This is a genomic window from Streptomyces sp. NPDC040589, assembly GCF_055594445.1.
The window spans coordinates 599232-616396 of the sequence record NZ_JBVIWP010000004.1; the positions used below are offsets into that span (position 1 = coordinate 599232).

12 protein-coding genes are annotated in these 17165 nt (G+C 71.9%); 7 read left to right on the forward strand and 5 right to left on the reverse strand.

The window, feature by feature from the left end; genetic code table 11:
• Positions 1–22 precede the first annotated feature (22 nt).
• The 4 genes from ACZ58V_RS20615 to ACZ58V_RS20630 form a co-directional block, all read right to left on the reverse strand.
• Positions 23–1132: a GDSL-type esterase/lipase family protein gene (locus ACZ58V_RS20615; protein ID WP_471291267.1), complete on the reverse strand. Its 1110-nt coding sequence runs from the start codon at positions 1130–1132 to the stop codon at positions 23–25.
• A 131-nt stretch (positions 1133–1263) separates the two neighbouring features.
• Positions 1264–1449: a hypothetical protein gene (locus tag ACZ58V_RS20620; RefSeq protein WP_468196034.1), complete on the reverse strand. Its 186-nt coding sequence runs from the start codon at positions 1447–1449 to the stop codon at positions 1264–1266.
• On the reverse strand, positions 1446–2069 hold the full coding sequence (locus tag ACZ58V_RS20625) for a DUF6338 family protein (protein ID WP_468196037.1): 624 nt from the start codon (positions 2067–2069) through the stop codon (positions 1446–1448). The genes ACZ58V_RS20620 and ACZ58V_RS20625 overlap by 4 nt, the downstream gene beginning before the upstream one ends.
• A 4-nt stretch (positions 2070–2073) precedes the next feature.
• Complete coding sequence (locus ACZ58V_RS20630; RefSeq protein ID WP_468196039.1) at positions 2074–5337, reverse strand: CHAT domain-containing protein; 3264 nt, start codon at positions 5335–5337, stop codon at positions 2074–2076.
• Between the two features lie 199 nt (positions 5338–5536).
• Here ACZ58V_RS20630 and efeU point away from each other — a divergent pair, with 199 nt between their 5' ends.
• The 7 genes from efeU to ACZ58V_RS20665 all read left to right on the forward strand — a co-directional run bounded on the left by efeU (position 5537) and on the right by ACZ58V_RS20665 (position 15592).
• Positions 5537–7576 carry an iron uptake transporter permease EfeU gene (gene efeU, locus ACZ58V_RS20635; protein ID WP_471291269.1) on the forward strand — a complete coding sequence of 680 codons (2040 nt, stop codon included), beginning with the start codon at positions 5537–5539 and terminating at the stop codon, positions 7574–7576.
• A gap of 50 nt (positions 7577–7626) precedes the next feature.
• The gene (gene efeB / locus ACZ58V_RS20640) at positions 7627–8898 is read left to right on the forward strand and encodes an iron uptake transporter deferrochelatase/peroxidase subunit (RefSeq protein ID WP_471291748.1); all 1272 of its coding nucleotides are present in this window, start codon (positions 7627–7629) and stop codon (positions 8896–8898) included.
• 231 nt (positions 8899–9129) lie between these two features.
• Entirely contained in the window at positions 9130–9984 is an 855-nt protein-coding gene (locus ACZ58V_RS20645; protein WP_471291271.1) for an ABC transporter permease, read from the forward strand.
• Positions 9981–10868, forward strand: a complete 888-nt coding sequence (locus ACZ58V_RS20650) for a carbohydrate ABC transporter permease (protein WP_468196045.1) — start codon at positions 9981–9983, stop codon at positions 10866–10868. Before ACZ58V_RS20645 ends, ACZ58V_RS20650 begins: the two co-directional genes overlap by 4 nt.
• A gap of 27 nt (positions 10869–10895) precedes the next feature.
• Complete coding sequence (locus tag ACZ58V_RS20655; RefSeq protein WP_471291273.1) at positions 10896–12545, forward strand: extracellular solute-binding protein; 1650 nt, start codon at positions 10896–10898, stop codon at positions 12543–12545.
• A 31-nt stretch (positions 12546–12576) separates the two neighbouring features.
• Positions 12577–13644 (forward strand): LacI family DNA-binding transcriptional regulator, encoded by a 1068-nt coding sequence (locus ACZ58V_RS20660; RefSeq protein WP_471291275.1) that lies wholly within the window; start codon positions 12577–12579, stop codon positions 13642–13644.
• Between the two features lie 22 nt (positions 13645–13666).
• Positions 13667–15592, forward strand: a complete 1926-nt coding sequence (locus ACZ58V_RS20665; RefSeq protein WP_471291277.1) for a DUF2264 domain-containing protein — start codon at positions 13667–13669, stop codon at positions 15590–15592.
• A 79-nt stretch (positions 15593–15671) separates the two neighbouring features.
• Here the strand turns inward: ACZ58V_RS20665 and ACZ58V_RS20670 are convergent, their stop codons facing one another.
• Positions 15672–17165: a tripartite tricarboxylate transporter permease gene (locus tag ACZ58V_RS20670; protein ID WP_468196054.1), complete on the reverse strand. Its 1494-nt coding sequence runs from the start codon at positions 17163–17165 to the stop codon at positions 15672–15674.

Below are 17165 nucleotides of genomic sequence, written 5' to 3' on the forward strand. Positions count from 1 at the left end.
GCAGTCGGGCCCGCGCCGGGTGTCAGGCGGCCGGGGTCTTCGCCGTGCACGTGACGGTCGCCGCCGGGGTCCCGGCCGTTGCCGGGGCGGTGGCGACGAAGCCGAACGTGGCGCTCGCGCCGGGGGCCAGCGCGCCGTTCCACGCCGCGTTCGTGACGGTGGCCGTGCCGTCGGCGGCCGTCGTGTGGGTGCCGTTCCAGACCTGGGTGAGACGCGCGCCGCCCGCCGGTACGACGGTCGCGGTCCAGCCCGAGGTGGCGGAGGCCGACGTGTTCGTCACCGTCACCTCGCCCTGATAGCCGCCCTGCCAGGAGGAGACGGCCCGGAAGCGTGCGGTGCAGGCCCCGGGTTCCTCGCCCGGGTCACCGGGGTCGCCCGGGTCCTGCGGGACGCCCCCGTCGAGGACGGCCGCCAGGGCCGGGTACCAGCGGGCGGCGATCTTGTCGTCGCCGGAGGCGTTGGGGTGCACTCCGTCATAGGTGTCGGCGGCCGTGCTGAAGCCCGTCCACTGGTCGACGACGGTGACCGGGGAGCGGTCGGTGCTGGTCGCCCGGGCCCAGGCGGGAATCGCCGCGTTGAAGTCGACGACGCGCTGTGCGCAGGCCGCGCAACTGCTCGGGTTCATCGGGATGAGCTGCGCGACGAGGATCCGCATGTCCGGATCGGAGGCCCGCATCTGCGTCACGAGCTTGGTGTAGGCGGCGAGGATGCGGTCGGGGGCGATGCTGCTCCACACGTCGTTCGTGCCGAAGTGCATGACAACGATGTCCGGTCGGGTGGCGGCAAGCCTTCCCGGCAGCAGGTTCTGGTCGGCGACGTTCGTCACCAACTCGCCGCCGTGGCCCTCGTTGTCGCCGTCGTGTGCCTGTCCGCAGCCCTGCGTGGGGAGGGTGCCGACGAAGTCGATGTCCTTGTATCCGCTGTTCACGAGCCGGTTCCACAACACCGCCCGCCAACAGCCCGGCGAGCCGGTGATCGAGTCGCCGAGCGGCATGACGCGGACGGGATCCGCGGCCGGGGCGGCCGTCGCGCGGGGTGCGGCGGTCAGGCCGAGGGGGAGGAGCAGGCTGGCCAGGAGGCCGAGAACCGTGACGATCCGTAAGTGCGGGGACGAGCGGTGGGTACTGCGCATGGTGGTCCCTTCCCTGGATGAGGTGGGAGCGCTCCCATGACATCAAGCCATTGTTGTCATTGACGCGTCAAGAGGTGGGTGGACCGGGCCGACCGCTCGGGGCGGCCCGGCACGCCGAGAACGCGAGCCGTCTAGGCGGATGCGCCCGATGTGTCGTCGAGGCTCGGCGGGCCTGTCGTGGTCGCCTCGTCGTCCGGTTCGAGCGATGTGTCGGGGGCGCTCGGACCGGCCGCGCCGGGTGGGGGCGTTGTGGGCTCGGCCTGCGCCTCGCGCGGCCGGTAACCGCGGGGCCGGGACCGGAAGATGCCGTCGTTCATCGCTGCTCCGAGGTGACGAATTCCAGTACTTCGATGTCGTCGAGGCGGATGTAGACACCCTGGGTCCGGTCCACCCTCGACAGGAACCTGCCGTCAGGGGCGAGCCGCCACGCCGACTCCAGGAACAGGTCGTACGCGGAGGCGGGGTGGGAGGACGCGTAGGAGCCTGCCCCATACCAGCCACCCACCCAGGAACCGCTCTTGAGGCGGGCGCGCAAGAAGCACGGCCCCAGGCCGGCGAAGACATGGTCCCAGGCCGAGGGGGCGGCGACATACCGGGCCGGGCGGCCCCGGCGCTGCCACAGCGACACCGCACACGCGGCGGCGGCCGGGAGGACGATGAGCAGCAGCAGCGCGAGCACCGCTGCCGGACGAGGTGAGACGGAAAGCTTCTCCCAACGCGCCGCCGACAGCGGCAGCCGGTCGGTGAGCACCCTCCCGAAGGCCAGGACGTAGGCGATGTCCAGGACGAGGGAGGCGGCGAGGGCCCGCAGCAGCCGCTCGCCGAGGTCGGCGTGCCGCACGGACGGGCCACGGGCGTGTTCCCGGGTGAACTGGTAGGTCACGCCCGGCAGTACGGCAACGATCACGACAGCGAGCTGCAGGAAGGTCGTGGGCACGCGGTCACCGCCAATCGCCGTACAACTGGAAGGGCGCCCAGTGGTAGGGGTCGTCGAAGACGAGCCGGTCCGGGGGCAGTCCGTCGAGGTCGGCGAGCACCTGGTCCAGTTCCTCTCGCTCGGCCGGGGCCATGACCCTGGGCCGCTGGGACAGGCAGTACCGGCGTACCTCCCGTGCGGGGGTCCGGCGCAGGGCGAGTTGGGCCTGCCGCAGCGCGTCGGCTCGAGGCGTGCCTCTGCTCAGACGGGCGTAGAAGTCGTCGAGCAGCATGGCCGCCGACAGGTCGTCCACCTGCCAGAGCGTGGCCAGGACGGACCTCGCGCCCGCCTGGAGGAAGGCGCGCACCAGTCCGAAGCGCTCCTCGGCGAGGTCGAGGGAGCCCAAGCCGCTTTCGCAGGCGCCGATCGTGACCAGCCCGACGCGCAGCCGCAGAGCCACCACGTCGTGGGCGGTCAGCGCCTCGTCCCGGCCCAGCACGACGGCGGACGACCCGGGACTGCCGTGCCGGAACTCCCCGTGGCAGGCCAGGTGCAGCACGTCGAACGGGCGGGCGGACAACTGCCTGAGCAGTTCCTCCTTGCCGGACACGGTGGTGGCGTCGGGGATGTGCGCGGTGACGGCCTGGGTCTCCAGGGAGGCGAAGGCCAGGGCGTCCTCGGAGGTGCGGTCCGCGATGAGCAGGGCGCAGGCGGGGGCGGTGGGTGGTGCGGCGTCGCCCAGGCAGAGTCGCATCAGGGAGGCGCTCGGCGAGAAGCACACCGGGTTGCGGTCGCTCAGGACACCGCTGTCCGGCAGGCCGACGGCGTGCAGGGGCACGTGGTGGAGCAGCGCGTCGGGCACCAGCCACACCGTCTCCCCGGGACGGCTGTGGCGGACTGCCGCCTCCACCAACGGACGGAACGGCGCGTCCCAGGGTGTCGGGGCGAGGCGCCGGCCGTCCGGTTCGATGCCCCTGAGGGCGTCGCGCAGTGCGGCATGGTCCGCCGGGGTGTGCGGGATGGTGACGAGTCGGGGCGCCGGGTGGTCGGCGCGCAGCAGAAAGACGAGCGTTGCGTCCTCGTCGTGCCAGTACGCCATGAGGAGCGTGTCCGGGGCGACCGTGGCGAGCAGCTCACTCACTTGCCCGAAGTCCGACACCCCGCGGTTCCGGTTCAGCTCCGTGTGCCCGAGGCTGCCTGTCTGGGCTTGGGCGATGGCCTGCGGGGAGAGCACGGCTCGGGCGGGAGAGGCGTGGCGGTCCTGTCGCTGGTACGGGGACGGAGGTGGAGGCTCTGGCCCCTCGGCCAGGGCGCGCCGGGCCAGGTCGGAGCTGAGCTTCATGGCCCGTACGTCCTCGATGTAGTTGAACGCTTTCCGCAGTCCGCTGTCCGTGTCCGGATCGGACAGCAGCAGGCGCAACGTCTCGTCGGCGTAGAGACGTTTGGCGGCGAGACCGGAGGGCCCCGACGGGGCGGGGGAGCGCGGGGCGGGCGTCTTGCCCAGCGAGCGCAGACTCCGGTCGATCTGGTCGTGCAACCGATCCAGGCCCTGCACTGATTCCCCGAGCGCGATCATGCTCTCCCCCGCGCCCATGTACTGCCGCTCGATTCGGGTCCAGGGGTGGTCCGGGCCGTAGCGCTCGATGATCCTGTCCAGCACCACGAGGGCTCGACGTGTCACGTCGGCCGGTCGCTCACCCGGCGGCGTCCGCATCTCCGGGACGTCCTCGGTCAGCCGTCTGCCGGTTCCGGGCGTCAACTCCACCCCCTTGGCTGACTGAGCGGTCCGGAAGTACGACGGCCCGCCCAGCGCTTCCCGGAGGTCGCGTTCGACGAAGTAGCGGTTCACGTCGTAGATGGCGGCGTCCCACAGCGCGCCCGCGACCCAGGGCGTCATTCCGTCGGTCTCCAGGTCGGTGAGACCCGCGTTCGCCGGCAGACCCTGGAGGGAGGCGAGCAGTTCGAGCGCCTCCTCCCGCATGGTGACGTGGTGGGCCACCATGGCGGCTGTCAGAACCGCGTTGTGCTGAACCGGCCCGCCGTGCCGTCCGGCCGCCGTGCGCTCGCGCAGCAGATCGCGCAGTTCGGCGGCCGCCCGATTGGGGTTGTCCCCGCGCCGTGCGCTCACCGCGGCGGCGCACACTCTGTACAACGCCGCCCACTCCGGTTTTCCGAGCAGAGTGAAGTCCTGCGCCGCACCCCGCGCCTCCTCGTGGGCCTCCTCCGGCTGGTCGAGGTTGCCCCAGGTCAGGATCGCGGTGGCCTGTACGACGAGGGTGGCCGTGAGGTGTGCGCGCAGCATCGCGGGCCTGGCCCAGTGCGGTACGGCTTCGGGGTTCATCTCCACGGCGAGAAGGGCGTTGTCGGCCAGGATCAACCATTCCAGGGCCTCCTGCGCACCCTCCCGCAGCAGGAACCCGGTCCGGGCGTCCGGCAGCTTCTCGGTCAGCGCGCCGCGGTAGGACTGCCAGGCGTACGTCGTCAACGCGACGACGGCCCGGTAGTCGGGCCCGATCGGCCGGGCGAGCACACGGTCGAAGGCCCAGGCCGCCAGTGTGGCGTCGTACGCGGGACCGCTGCCGCCGCGCAGGCGGGCCCACGCCGGCCGCCACAGGGTGCTGCGGTCCGCCCGGACCATGGCCCAGGCCGCGAGGGCTTCCGCGGCGAGGACGAAGACCGTGGCGACCAGCAGCTCACGGCGGGGCTGGAACACCCCGGCGAGCAGGAACATCATGCTGCCGCGACCGAGGACTACGCGCGGCGTCCACAGCAGCAACCGCCCCTTCCTGGAACGCACATGGGGGGCCGCCGCCGCTGACGACAGCAGTCCGAGGACGGCGGCGCCGGCCAGCAGCATGCCTCCGCCGACACCGGTCAGCACCGGAGCGGAGGACCAGAGGTCCGCGAGCCACTCGCCCGCCGGGGTGGCCGCGACCGCGACGGCGGGGACGATGGCGAGCGGACGCAGCCGCCGCCGCAGGAGAGCCGGACGGAGCAACTCCCGGGTGGCCCAGGTGCTCAGCGCCATCCGCAGCGAGATCAGTACGGCGCAGACCATGGCGAGGGGGAAGAGGGGCGCGGGCAGAGTCGGCAGCAGGGGCACCGCGACGGGCGGCGTGATCGTGGCGAACAGGTTGGACCGGCAGGCCCACCGCAACCGCAGGGGAGGGGCGGCGGAGCCGGCAAGGGCCTTGCGCCAGCGTTCCGGCGCGCCGTCACTTGCCCGGCGGCGCATGACCGCCTCGAACAGACCGTCTTGCGGCAGCACTTGTTCCCCCGTCACCCGCATGGAGCTCGTGTAGTCGATTCATCACACTCGGTCATCACTACTATAGGTTCGAACGTCGTTCGACCTTTGCCGGGTCATGAGGCATTCATGACCAGATGCCCAAAGAGTCGAGGTCATGATGGTCGGCGTCAGTTAGGCATGCCTTGGTTAACCCGTTTGAGCGGTAGGCCGGGGCGGAGTCTCGGGAGGGTCGCAGTACATGTGGGACGACGCGTTTCCGAGCTTCCTGATCGGGCTGAGAGAGGGACTGGAAGCCGGCCTCATCGTCTCCGTGCTGGTCGCCACCCTCGTGCGGGCCGGCGCCAAGTCCCGGTTGCCGCAGGTGTGGACCGGGGTGCTGGCCGCGATCGGGCTCTCGATGAGCTTCGGCGCGGTCCTCACCTTCACCGCCGCCTCCCTCTCCACCACCGCCCAGGAGGCGTTCGGCGGCGCGCTGAGCATCGTGGCCGTGGCCTTCGTGACCGCGATGGTGTTCTGGATGCGCCGCTCGGCACGCGGCCTGGCGGGCGAGATCAAGGAGAAGGTCACCGGCGCGCTGACCACGGGTGCCGGTGTCCTGGTCCTCACCTCCTTCCTGGCGGTGGGGCGCGAGGGCCTGGAGACCGCGCTGTTCCTGTGGACCACGGCCCGTGCGGCGGACGACTCGGCCGGGCCCCTGACCGGCGCGGGCATCGGGCTCGTGCTGGCGGCGGTGCTGTGCTGGGGGCTCTACCGGCGGGTGCTGTCCATCAACCTCACCCGCTTCTTCACCGTGACCGGCGCCGTCCTCATCGTGATCGCCGCGGGCGTGCTCGGCTACGGGCTGCGCGACCTCCAGGAGGGCGGGGTGCTGCCCGGCGGTACGGCGTACGCCGTCGACCTGAGCGGCGGTGTCGACGCCGGGTCCTGGTACAGCATCCTGCTCCAGGGCGTGCTCAATCTGACGCCGACGATGACCTGGCTCCAGGTGGTGGGGTACGTCGGGTATCTCGGCGTGGTGATGACGCTGTTCGTGCGGGGAGTCAGGGCAGTCGCCCCACCCGCCTCCCCGACACGGGACGCGCAAGCACGCCCGCCCGCACCGGCGCCCGCACGCACTACCACCCGCCCCGGCTGGCTCCTCCCCGTCGCCGTGGTCGCCGTCCCCGGGCTCCTGGCCGGCCTGGTCGTCGCCCTGGCGCGTCCCAAGCCCTCCGGCGGAGAGACGGTGGCCGTCTCCGAGGCGGACTGCGGACAGGGCTTCACCGCGCCCGCGCCGGGGCGGCGGACCTTCCTGATGCGCAACACGGGGAAGCAGACGTCCGAGGTGTACCTCATCAGCCCGGCCACCGGCGCGGTCTACGGTGAGATCGAGGGTCTGGCCCCCGGCACCACCCGGGACCTGGTCGCCACCGTGGCGGGCGGTACGTACGCCTGGCGCTGTGTGCCCACCGACGGCAAGGCCGTCACCTCCCGGGCGGTCCGGGTCGGCGGCGGCAGCGCGGCCACGGCTGTCGTCCCCGTCTCCGCACAGGATCTCGCCGCGCCGCTGCGGGCCTACAAGGCGTACGTGAATCGCGGTCTGGCCACCCTCGTCACCCAGACCCGGAAGCTCAGCGACGACATCCGTGCCGGGCACCTGGACACGGCCCGCACCGACTGGCTGACCGCGCACCGTACCTACGCCTCCCTCGGCGCCGCCTACGGCACCTTCGAGGACTTCGACCAGAAGATCAACGGCAGGCCCGACGGTCTGCCGGGCGGGGTCCACGACAAGGAGTTCACCGGCTTCCACCGGATCGAGTACGGGCTGTGGCACGACCGGCCGGCCGGTGATCTGAAGGGCCCGGCGCGGCAACTCGCCGATGATGCCGCCGGGTTGCGAAGGGCCTTCCCGCACCAGGACTTCGACCCCTCCGACCTGCCCCTGCGCGCCCACGAGATCCTGGAGAACACCCTTCAGTTCGAGCTGACCGGCGACACCGACCAGGGCAGCGGCACCGGTCTGGCCACCGCCGAAGCCAACCTCACCGGGACGCGTGAACTGCTGGCCGTACTGAGGCCGTTGCTCACCACCCGTGCCCCGCACCTGCTCTCCACCGTCGACGCGGACCTCGCGCGGCTGCGCAAACTGCTGGACTCCGAGCACCACGGGGCCGGCTGGACCCCCGTCGAGCGGCTCACCCCGGCCGCCGGGGCCCGGATCGACGGGGCCACCGGGCAACTCCTGGAAGACCTCTCGCCGGTGCCGGACCTGCTCGAGATCAGGAAGTCCGCGTGAGCACCGACCACCCGCACCGCCCCGCAGAAGCCGCCGAAGGGAACGCCCCCATGCCGTCCGCCGACACGCCCCCGCCGGGCTGCCCCGCCCCCGCCAACCGCCGCTCCTTCGTGAAGACGGCCCTGGGCGCCGGGGCCGCGGGCGCGGTCCTCGCCGGGGGAGGAATCGCGCTCGCCGAGAGCGGCGGCACCGCCCGGGCGGCCGAGGGGGCGAACGCCGCCCCGGTGGCCTTCCACGGAACCCACCAGGCCGGGATCCTCACCCCCGCGCAGTCGGCCGCCGCCTTCGTCTCCTTCGACGTCATCGCCGACGGCCGTGCCGAACTGGCCGACCTGTTCAGGACATTGACGCAGCGGGCGCGCTTCCTCACCTCCGGCGGCACCCCGGCCGACCTGGGCGTCGGCGCCCCGCCCTCGGACAACGGCATCCTCGGCCCGGTCGTCCCGGCCGACGCGCTCACCGTCACCGTCGGTGTCGGCGCCTCCCTCTTCGACGAGCGGTACGGACTCGCCGAGGCCAGACCGCGCCGGCTCACGCCCATGCGGACCTTCCCCAACGACAACCTGAACCCGGCCGAGTGCCACGGCGACCTGTCGCTGCAGATCTGCGCGGCCCGCCAGGACACCGTGCTGCACGCGCTGCGCGACATCGCCAAGCACACCCGGGGCGCGATGCAGATCCGGTGGCGCGTCGACGGCTTCCAGAACACGCCCCGTCCCAGCGGCACCCAGCGCAACCTGCTGGGCTTCAAGGACGGCATAGCCAACCCGGACGTCGCGTCGGCCCGCGAGATGCACCGCCTGGTGTGGGTCGGGGACGGGCAGGGCGAACCCGGCTGGGCCACCGGGGGAAGTTACCAGGTCATCCGGATCATCCGGATGCTCGTGGAGTTCTGGGACCGGGTGTCGCTGACCGAGCAGGAGCTGATGTTCGGCCGGCGCAAGGACACCGGGGCCCCGCTGGACGGCGCCCACGAGACCGACAGCCCGAACTACGCCAAGGACCTGCACGGCACGGCCATCCCGCTCGACGCGCACATCCGCCTCGCCAACCCACGCACCACGGCGACCGGCACCTCCCGCATCCTGCGCCGCGGTTACAACTACGACCGGGGCGTCGACACCGTCGGCAACCTCGACATGGGCCTGGTCTTCTGCTGCTACCAGCAGGACGTACGGCGCCAGTTCGAGGCCACCCAGACCCGGCTGATCGACGAACCCCTCGTCGACTACATCTCCCCGACCGGTGGCGGCTACTTCTTCGCCCTGCCCGGCGTGCGCTCCTCCTCCGACTGGTTCGGCCGAGGGCTGCTCTCAGCGTGAAGGCGTGAAGGCGTGACGGCGGGGCGTGAAGTCCCGGCTGTGTCAGAAGTGTTGACCGCGTAGTGAAAGCGTTTTAACTTCCCTTCACCGGACAGGCCGAGGTGAGGGGGAGCCGTGGCAACTGCCTTACGGGAACGAGCAGGTGCGAAGGGGGTGAGCCCCTCTCGCCGTGGTTCCGACGGGGTGCAGCGCAAGCGTAAAGGTTTTCAGAGCCGGGCCCTGTTTCTGCTCATGCTGCCTGGTGTGGCCTACTTCCTGCTGTTCCACTACGGCGCACTCGCCGGCAACGTCATCGCGTTCAAGGAGTACGTGCCGTTCGACGGCCTCCTGGGCAGCCCCTGGGTGGGGCTCGGCAACTTCCAGCGCATGTTCGAGGACGCGGCGTTCTGGGACTCGGTCCTCAACACCCTCTGGATAGCCGTCCTCCAGCTGGTCTTCTACTTCCCGGTGCCGCTCGGTCTCGCCCTGCTGCTGCACACCCTCACCTGGAGCTCGGTGCGCCGGTTCGTGCAGTCGGTGGCGTATCTGCCGCACTTCATCTCATGGGTGATCGTCGTCGCGCTGTTCCAGCAACTGCTCGGGGACACCGGCCTGCTCAACAGCGGCCTCAGCGGGGCCGGTCTGCACACCGTCGACATCATCGGCAACCCGGACGCCTTCCAGCCGCTCGTCGTCGCCCAGGTCATCTGGAAGGACGCCGGCTGGGGCACGATCATCTTCCTCGCCGCGCTCGCCCAGGTCGACGAGCAGCAGTACGAGGCGGCCGCCATCGACGGCGCCGGACCCTGGCGGCGCTTCTGGCACGTCACCCTGCCCGCCATCCGCCCGGTCGTGGTGCTGCTGCTCATCATGCGGCTCGGCGACATCCTCTCCGTCGGCTTCGAGCAGATGCTGCTGCAACGCGACGCGGTCGGACCGCAGACCGCCGAGGTCATCGACACCTTCGTCTACTACCAGGGCATCGTCGGCGGCGACTACGGCTTCGCGGCAGCCGCGGGCCTGTTCAAGGGCCTCGTCGGCGCCCTGCTCGTCTACGCGGCCAACAAGGTCGCCCATCGCCTCGGAGAACAGGGGGTCTACCGGTGAGCGCGTCCGCCCGGCCCGGCTGGATGGAGAAGCCCCGGCCGCTCACCCAGACCGCGAAGGCGCTCGCCCTGGCCACGGTCGTGCTGCTGGTGTGCGTGCCGTTCCTGGTGATCGTGTCGACGTCCCTGGCCTCCACCCAGGAGGTCGTCGACAACGGCGGCTGGGTGCTGTGGCCCAGCGAGCCCACCCTCGACGCCTACCGCGACATCTTCGACGGCGGCATCGTCACCCACGCCCTCGGCGTCAGCGCGGGCGTGACCCTCGTCGGCACCCTGCTCAGCCTCGCCTGCACGGTGACGCTGGCCTACGCGCTGTCCCGCCCGGGGGTCTTCGGCGGCAAGCCCGTGCTGCTGCTGGTGCTGTTCACGTTCCTCTTCCCGCCCGGCATGATCCCGAGCTTCCTGCTCGTCAAGGAGCTCGGCCTGCTCGACTCGTACGCCTCGCTCGTGCTGCCCGTCCTGGTCAACGTGTTCAACCTGGTCGTGCTGCGCGGCTTCTTCCAGTCGATCCCCGAGGAGCTGTACGAGGCGGCCCGGCTGGACGGGGCGGGGGACTGGCGGGTGCTGGTGTCGGTGGTGCTGCCGCTGTCCAAGGCCGCGCTCGCCGTCGTCGGCCTGTTCTACGCCGTCGCCTACTGGAACTCCTGGTTCTACGCCTCGCTGTACCTGGAGAGCGACCACTGGCCGCTCCAGCAGGTCCTGCGCACCTATGTGGTGGCCGGGGCCGGACTCACCGACGCGACGACCGGCGAGGCGACCGTCACCGCTCCGCAGACCGTGCAGATGGCGGTGCTCGTGATCGCCACCGTGCCGATCCTGCTGGTCTACCCCTTCCTGCAGAAGTACTTCACCAAGGGCGTGCTCACCGGCGCCATCAAGAGCTGACTCGAGCCGACACGAGGTGATTCACCCATGCCCAGCATGTCCCGACGCACCCTGCTGCGTTCCGTGGCCGCCGGTGGTGCCGCCGTCTCCGTCCCCGGTCTGCTGACCGCCTGCTCCTCAGGCTCCGGCGACGGCGACGTCTCCAACGCCGGGAAGAAGCTCGCCCCCTGGCCGGCCCACCGTCCCGCCACCGGCCCGAAGCCGGACCTCGCCCCCACCGAGGAGGGCGTCCAGGCCGGATACACGTCCTACCCCTCCGACCTGGCCAAGTCGGTCTCCCGCACCCCGGGTGACGGCTCCACCGTCCGCGTCATGACCGTCTCGTTCGGCACACCGCCCAAGCCCGCCTCGGCGAACCGCTTCTGGGCGGCCGTCGAGAAAGCGCTCGGTGTGAAGATCGAGTACACGATCATCTCCCAGGCCGACTACCAGAAGAAGATGGCGACGGTCATGGCGGGCGACGCCGACGCCCTGCCCGACATCATCAACATGTTCTCCGGCTTCACCCTGCCCCGCGAGGCACAGTTCGTGCGGCGGCGCGCCCAGGATCTCACGCCGTACCTGTCGGGCGACGCGATCGCCGACTACCCGAACCTCGCCAACATCCCCACCCACGCCTGGCGCGACATGGGCCGCATCGGCGGACTCCTGTACGGCATCCCGCTGGAGCGCCCGCTGCCCGGTTCAACCCTGTGGATCAACCAGGACATGTTCGCCGACGCGGGCATGAAGGAGGGCTGGACGGCCGAGGACTTCACCGCCGTGGCGCGCCGGGGCACGCGCGGGAAGACGTACATGCTGGGCGCCGCCGCCCTGTCCCTGTTCGGTAACGCCTACCACAGCGCCGCCCACAACGCGCCCCAGGCCTGGGCCGTCACGGACAACGGCACCTTCCTCCCGGGAGCGGCAGACGAACGGTACAAGGCGGCGATCGCGTTCCAGGCGCGGCTGCGCAAGAACGGCTCCTACCATCCCGACGCCACGTCCATCTCGCAGATCGACCTGACGACCCTCTACTACAACGGCACCGTCGGTTCCATGCAGGACGGGTTCGGCGCCTATCTGCCCAAGTACCGTGAGTCCCAGGGCAAGATGAGCCCGGCGGCCGCCCTCCCGTACAGCGTCGGCGGCGAGCCGGGCGGAATCGTCGCCGCCCGCCGCTCTTTCGGCTACACCGTCCTGAAGCAGGCGAAGAAGGAGCGCATCGAACTGCTGCTGCGCATCCTCGACTACCTCGCCGCGCCCTTCGGCAGCCAGGAGTGGGAACTGGTCCACTACGGCGTCGAGGGCGTGCACTTCACCCGCGCCAAGGACGGCTCACCCGAGTACACCAAGCTCGGCGAGGTGGAGAACAACACCAACCTGCCGCTGAAGTACCTCGCCGAAGGTCCCCAGGTGCTGTTCGTGCCCGGCATGCCCGACGCCGTACGCGCACTGCACGCCTGGCAGCGGAAGGTCGTACCGCACGCCGTCCGCAACGCCTCGTTCGGGCTGCAGTCCGCGACGAACAACTCCCAGGGCGCCACCCTCAAGACCCTCCTCGACGACACCGCCACCGGGATCATCGCCGGGCGGCTGCCGCTGTCCGAGTGGGACGCGACGGTGAAGAAGTGGCGGAGCCGGGGCGGCGACAGAATGGCCGAGGAATACGCGAAGGACTACGCGGCCAACACCTGAACAGCGGTGGGCGGAAGAGGAGACGCGGGGGATGGGGAACGACATGGTGTCCAAGGGGCGGGTCACGATCCGCGAGGTCGCCGAGCGGGCGGGCGTGTCCACGGCCACCGCCTCCCGCGCGCTCAGCGGCAACCACCCGGTGCCGGCCGCGACCCGGGCCCGGGTCCTGCGCGCGGCCCGCGACCTCGACTACGTGGCCAACGCGCACGCCCGCGCCCTGGTCGGCGGCGGCCGCAAGATGGCCGCCGTCGTGGTCCGCCAGGTCACCAGCCCCTTCTACGCGCAGGTCGCCGAGGGCGTGGAGGCGGAGGCCGCCGACCGCGGCTGGCTCTGCGTGGTCGGCGCCACCGGCGGGGACGCCCAGCGTGAGATGGAGTTCGTGCAGCTCATGCGGGAGGAGGGCGCCCGGCTGGTGATCCTGGTCGGCGGGGTCGTCGAGGACGACGCCTACCGCGAGCGCGTCGCCCACTACGCCCATGCCCTGGACTCCTCCGGAGCCCGGCTCGTGCTCTGCGGCCGGCCCGCGCCCGACCCGGAGATCCCCGCGCTCGTCGTCGAGTTCGACAACGAGGCCGGGGCCCGCGCCGCCACCGCCCATCTGCTCTCGGCCGGGCATCGCGGGATCGTCTTCCTCGGCGGACTGCCCGGCAACACCGCCCTCGACGCCCGCGTCACCGGCTACCGGGCGGCCCTCGCCGAGCACGGGCTGCCGCCCGAGGCCGCACATGTCGTCGACTGCGGGCTCGGCCGCGCGGCCGGGCACCGCGCCATGACCGAACTCCTCAAGCGGACACGGGAGTTCACCGCCGTCTTCGCCGGGGACGACATGGTCGCCGCCGGTGCCCTGCGGGCGATCGCCGACACCGGGCTGAGCGTCCCCGGTGACATCTCCGTCGTCGGCTACAACGACATCCCGCTCGCCGAGGACTTCAACCCGCCGCTCACCACCGTCCGCACCCCCGCCGAGGAACTCGGCCGCGCCGCCGTGCGTATCGCGCTGCGCGACCCCGAGCACGCCGCCGGGGCCCACCATCTGCTCGGCACCCACATCGTCGTCCGCGACAGCGTCGGCGCGCCCCCGCCCGGGCGTGCCCTGTGACCAACGGAGGAACCGCACCCGCATGAGCGCGCCGCACGTGTCGCTCCCGACGCACCTCCCCTATCTCCCCCATCTGCCGCCCCCCGACCCGCTGACCTCGCCCCTCACCGGCTGGACGCGCGCCCACTGGGAGGCGATCGCCGACCGCCTCCTGGACGCCCTGGTGCCCTACGCCTCCCCGGGCCTGGCCCAGTACCGGCTCCCCGGACCGCCCAGCCACTCCGGGCCCTGGTCGGACGGTCTTGAGGGCTTCGCCCGCTCCTTCCTGCTGGCCGCCTTCCGCATCGCTGGTTCCGGCGGCCAGGGGATGCCCGGCCTGATCGAGCGGTACGCGGCCGGGCTCGCCGCCGGCACCGACCCGCACAGCCCCGACCGCTGGCCGCCCATCACCGACCGCGGTCAGCCCATGGTCGAGGCCGCGTCCCTCGCGATCGCCCTGCACGAGACGCGCCCGTGGATCTGGGACCGCCTCGACGACCGCGTACGGCAGCGCATCGCCGACTGGCTGGGCGGTTTCGTCGGAGCGGTCGTCAACGACTCCAACTGGCGGCTGTTCCAGGTCATCACCGAGGAGTTCCTCGCCTCCGTCGGCGCCCCGCACAGCCGCCGCGAGATCGACGCCGGGCTGGCCCGCCTGGAGGACTGGTACCGGGGTGACGGCTGGTACACCGACGGCGACGGCCGCAAGTTCGACTACTACAACGCCTGGGCCCTGCACCTGTATCCGGTGCTCTGGGCCCGTGTCGCCGGACCGCGCGCCGACCCGGGACCGGTGGCGGCCCACCGCGCACGCCTGCGGACGTTCCTCCACGACCACCAGCACTTCTTCGGCGCCGACGGGGCCCCCGTCCACCAGGGCCGCTCGCTCATCTATCGCTTCGCCACGACCGCGCCCCTGTGGGCGGGTGCTCTCGCCGACGCCACTCCGCTGCCGCCCGGCCGCACCCGCCGCCTCGCCTCCGGCGCGCTCAGGCACTTCGCCGAGCGGGGCGTGCCCGACGCGCAGGGGCTGCTCACGCTCGGCTGGTACGGGCCCTTCCTCCCCGTCACCCAGCGGTACTCGGGCCCGGCCTCCCCGTACTGGGCGAGCAAGGCCTTCCTCGGCCTGCTCCTGCCCGCCGACCACCCCGTGTGGACCGCGACCGAGGAACCCGGCCCGGTCGAATCGGCCGATGCACGCCGCGCGTTACCCGCCCCGGGCTGGCTGCTGCACTCCACCGCGACCGACGGGATCGTACGGCTCGTCAACCACGGCAGCGACCGCCTGCCGCCCCCACCCGCGCAGGCGCAGGACAGCCCTCACTACGCCCGGTTCGCCTACTCCAGCGCCACGGCCCCCGAGACCCCTCCGGCACCGCACACGGGCCCCGACAACCACATCGCCCTGCTCGCCCCCGACGGCACACCGACCCCGCGCGGCCGTATCCACCCCCTCGGCGCCGAGGGCGCTCATGCCGCCTCCTGGCATCGGGCCCTCCTCCCCGGCAGTGGCGAAGGGCACCGCATCGAGACGGTCAGCGTGGTGCACGGCCCCTGGGAGGTCCGGGTGCACCGCGTCGACGCGCCCCCCGGTACGCCCGTGCGCGAGGGCGGCTGGGCCGTGGCCGACGACACCGCGCCCCCGACGCCCCGCACCGGCCCGGGATCGGCACTGGCCCGGCGCACGGACGGCCTGACCAGCGCGCTCGTCGGCCTGCACGGCTGGAGCGACGACGAGGGCACGGTCGTAGCGGCGGTGGGCGGCAACGCGTACGGGCACCACTCGGCGACACCGCTCCTGACGCTGCCGTCCCACCCCGGTGGCACCCACCTCCTGGTGACGCTGGTCGTGCTCAGCGCCGACCCCGCGGTGCACGCCCAGGTCGAAGGGACCCGGGTACGGGCCGGGGCCGACGGGGGAGTGGAGATCCGATTTCCGGACGGCGCGCGGGAGTCGGTCGCGCCGTGAGAGCTGCCGTAAGGGATGCCTGAGAGATGCCGAGAGGGCGTGGCTCGGATGAGCCACGCCCTCAGGTTCCTGGTGCGCGTCAGGCCTCCACGCGCCCCCGCGTCACCGCCTTCTTCAGCAGCGGCCAGGCCAGCAGGACCAGGATCACCGCGTACACGGTCACCGCGAACGGTGTGTTGACCAGGCCCGTCACGCTGCCGTCGCTGATCTGCAGGGCACGCCGCAGTTGCTGCTCGGCGTTCGGGCCGAGGATGACGCCGATGACGGCGGGCAGCACCGGCAGGCCGTAGCGGCGCATGCCGAAGCCGATCAGGCCGATGATCAGCAGGATCACCAGGTCGATCACCTCGCCGCCGACCGCGTACGCGCCGACCGCCGCGAAGAACATGATCCCGGCGTACAGGTACGGCCGCGGAATGCGCAGCAGCTTCGCCCACACCGGCGCCAGCGGCAGGTTGAGCGCGAGCAGCAGCACCATGCCGACGAACAGGGAGGCGATCAGGCCCCACACCAGGTCGGGTTCGCGCTCGAAGAGCAGCGGGCCGGGCTGGATGCCGTACTGCTGGAAGGCGGCCAGCATGACCGCGGCGACCGCCGTGGTCGGCAGGCCCAGGGTCAGCATCGACACCAGGGTGCCCGCCGCCGAGGCCGACGCCGCCGACTCCGGCCCCGCCACGCCCTCGATCGCGCCCTTGCCCCACTCGTCCTTGTGCTTGGACAGGCGCTTCTCCGTCACGTACGACAGGAACGTGGGGATCTCGGCGCCGCCCGCCGGGATCGCGCCGAACGGGAAACCGATGAACGGGCCGCGCAGCCACGACTTCCAGGTCCGGTTCACATCCTCGCGCCCCAGCCACGGACGGCCCACCGGGATCGGCTCCGGGGGCCTGCGCCGCAGATGGGCGGCGACCCACAGGGCCTCGCCGATCGCGAAGAGTCCGACCGCGACGATCACCACGTCGATGCCGTCGGCCAGTTGGAGCGAGCCGAAGGTCAGGCGCTGCTGGCCGGTCATCTGGTCCAGGCCCACCAGGCCCAGGGTGAGGCCGATGAGCAGGGAGGCGAGGCCACGGATGCGGGAGGAGCCCAGCACCGACGTCACCGCGATGAACGCCAGCACCATGATGGCGAAGTAGTCCGGCGCGCCGATGTCCACCGCCAGTTTCGCGACCGTCGGCGCGAGCGCCACCAGCAGGAGCGTGCCGATCAGGCCGCCCGCGAAGTGCCCGACGGCGGCCGCCGCGAGGGCCTGGGCGCCGCGCCCGGACTTGGCCATGGGGTTGCCCTCCATGGCCGCCACCACCGCCGCGCTCTCACCGGGCGTGTTGAGCAGGATGGAGGTGGTCGAACCGCCGAACATCGCGCCGTAGTAGATGCCGGCGAACATGATGAACGCGCCGATCGGGTCGAGCCCGTACGTCACCGGCAGCAGCAGCGCGACCGCCATCGCCGGGCCGATGCCCGGCAGCACGCCGATCGCCGTGCCGAGCAGCACACCGATGACGGCCCACAGGAGGTTGATCGGCGTGAGGGCCGTACCGAAGCCGTCCAGAAGGGAGTTGAAGGCATCCAT

Bases quoted from the DNA above. Each gene is read 5' to 3' on its own strand.
- ACZ58V_RS20670 (WP_468196054.1), bottom strand. From the start codon at position 17,165: ATGGATGCCTTCAACTCCCTTCTGGACGGCTTCGGTACGGCCCTCACG.
- ACZ58V_RS20665 (WP_471291277.1), top strand. From the start codon at position 13,667: ATGAGCGCGCCGCACGTGTCGCTCCCGACGCACCTCCCCTATCTCCCC.
- ACZ58V_RS20620 (WP_468196034.1), bottom strand. From the start codon at position 1,449: ATGAACGACGGCATCTTCCGGTCCCGGCCCCGCGGTTACCGGCCGCGC.
- ACZ58V_RS20655 (WP_471291273.1), top strand. From the start codon at position 10,896: ATGCCCAGCATGTCCCGACGCACCCTGCTGCGTTCCGTGGCCGCCGGT.
- efeB (WP_471291748.1), top strand. From the start codon at position 7,627: ATGCCGTCCGCCGACACGCCCCCGCCGGGCTGCCCCGCCCCCGCCAAC.
- efeU (WP_471291269.1), top strand. From the start codon at position 5,537: ATGTGGGACGACGCGTTTCCGAGCTTCCTGATCGGGCTGAGAGAGGGA.
- ACZ58V_RS20645 (WP_471291271.1), top strand. From the start codon at position 9,130: ATGCTGCCTGGTGTGGCCTACTTCCTGCTGTTCCACTACGGCGCACTC.
- ACZ58V_RS20615 (WP_471291267.1), bottom strand. From the start codon at position 1,132: ATGCGCAGTACCCACCGCTCGTCCCCGCACTTACGGATCGTCACGGTT.
- ACZ58V_RS20660 (WP_471291275.1), top strand. From the start codon at position 12,577: ATGGGGAACGACATGGTGTCCAAGGGGCGGGTCACGATCCGCGAGGTC.
- ACZ58V_RS20630 (WP_468196039.1), bottom strand. From the start codon at position 5,337: ATGCGGGTGACGGGGGAACAAGTGCTGCCGCAAGACGGTCTGTTCGAG.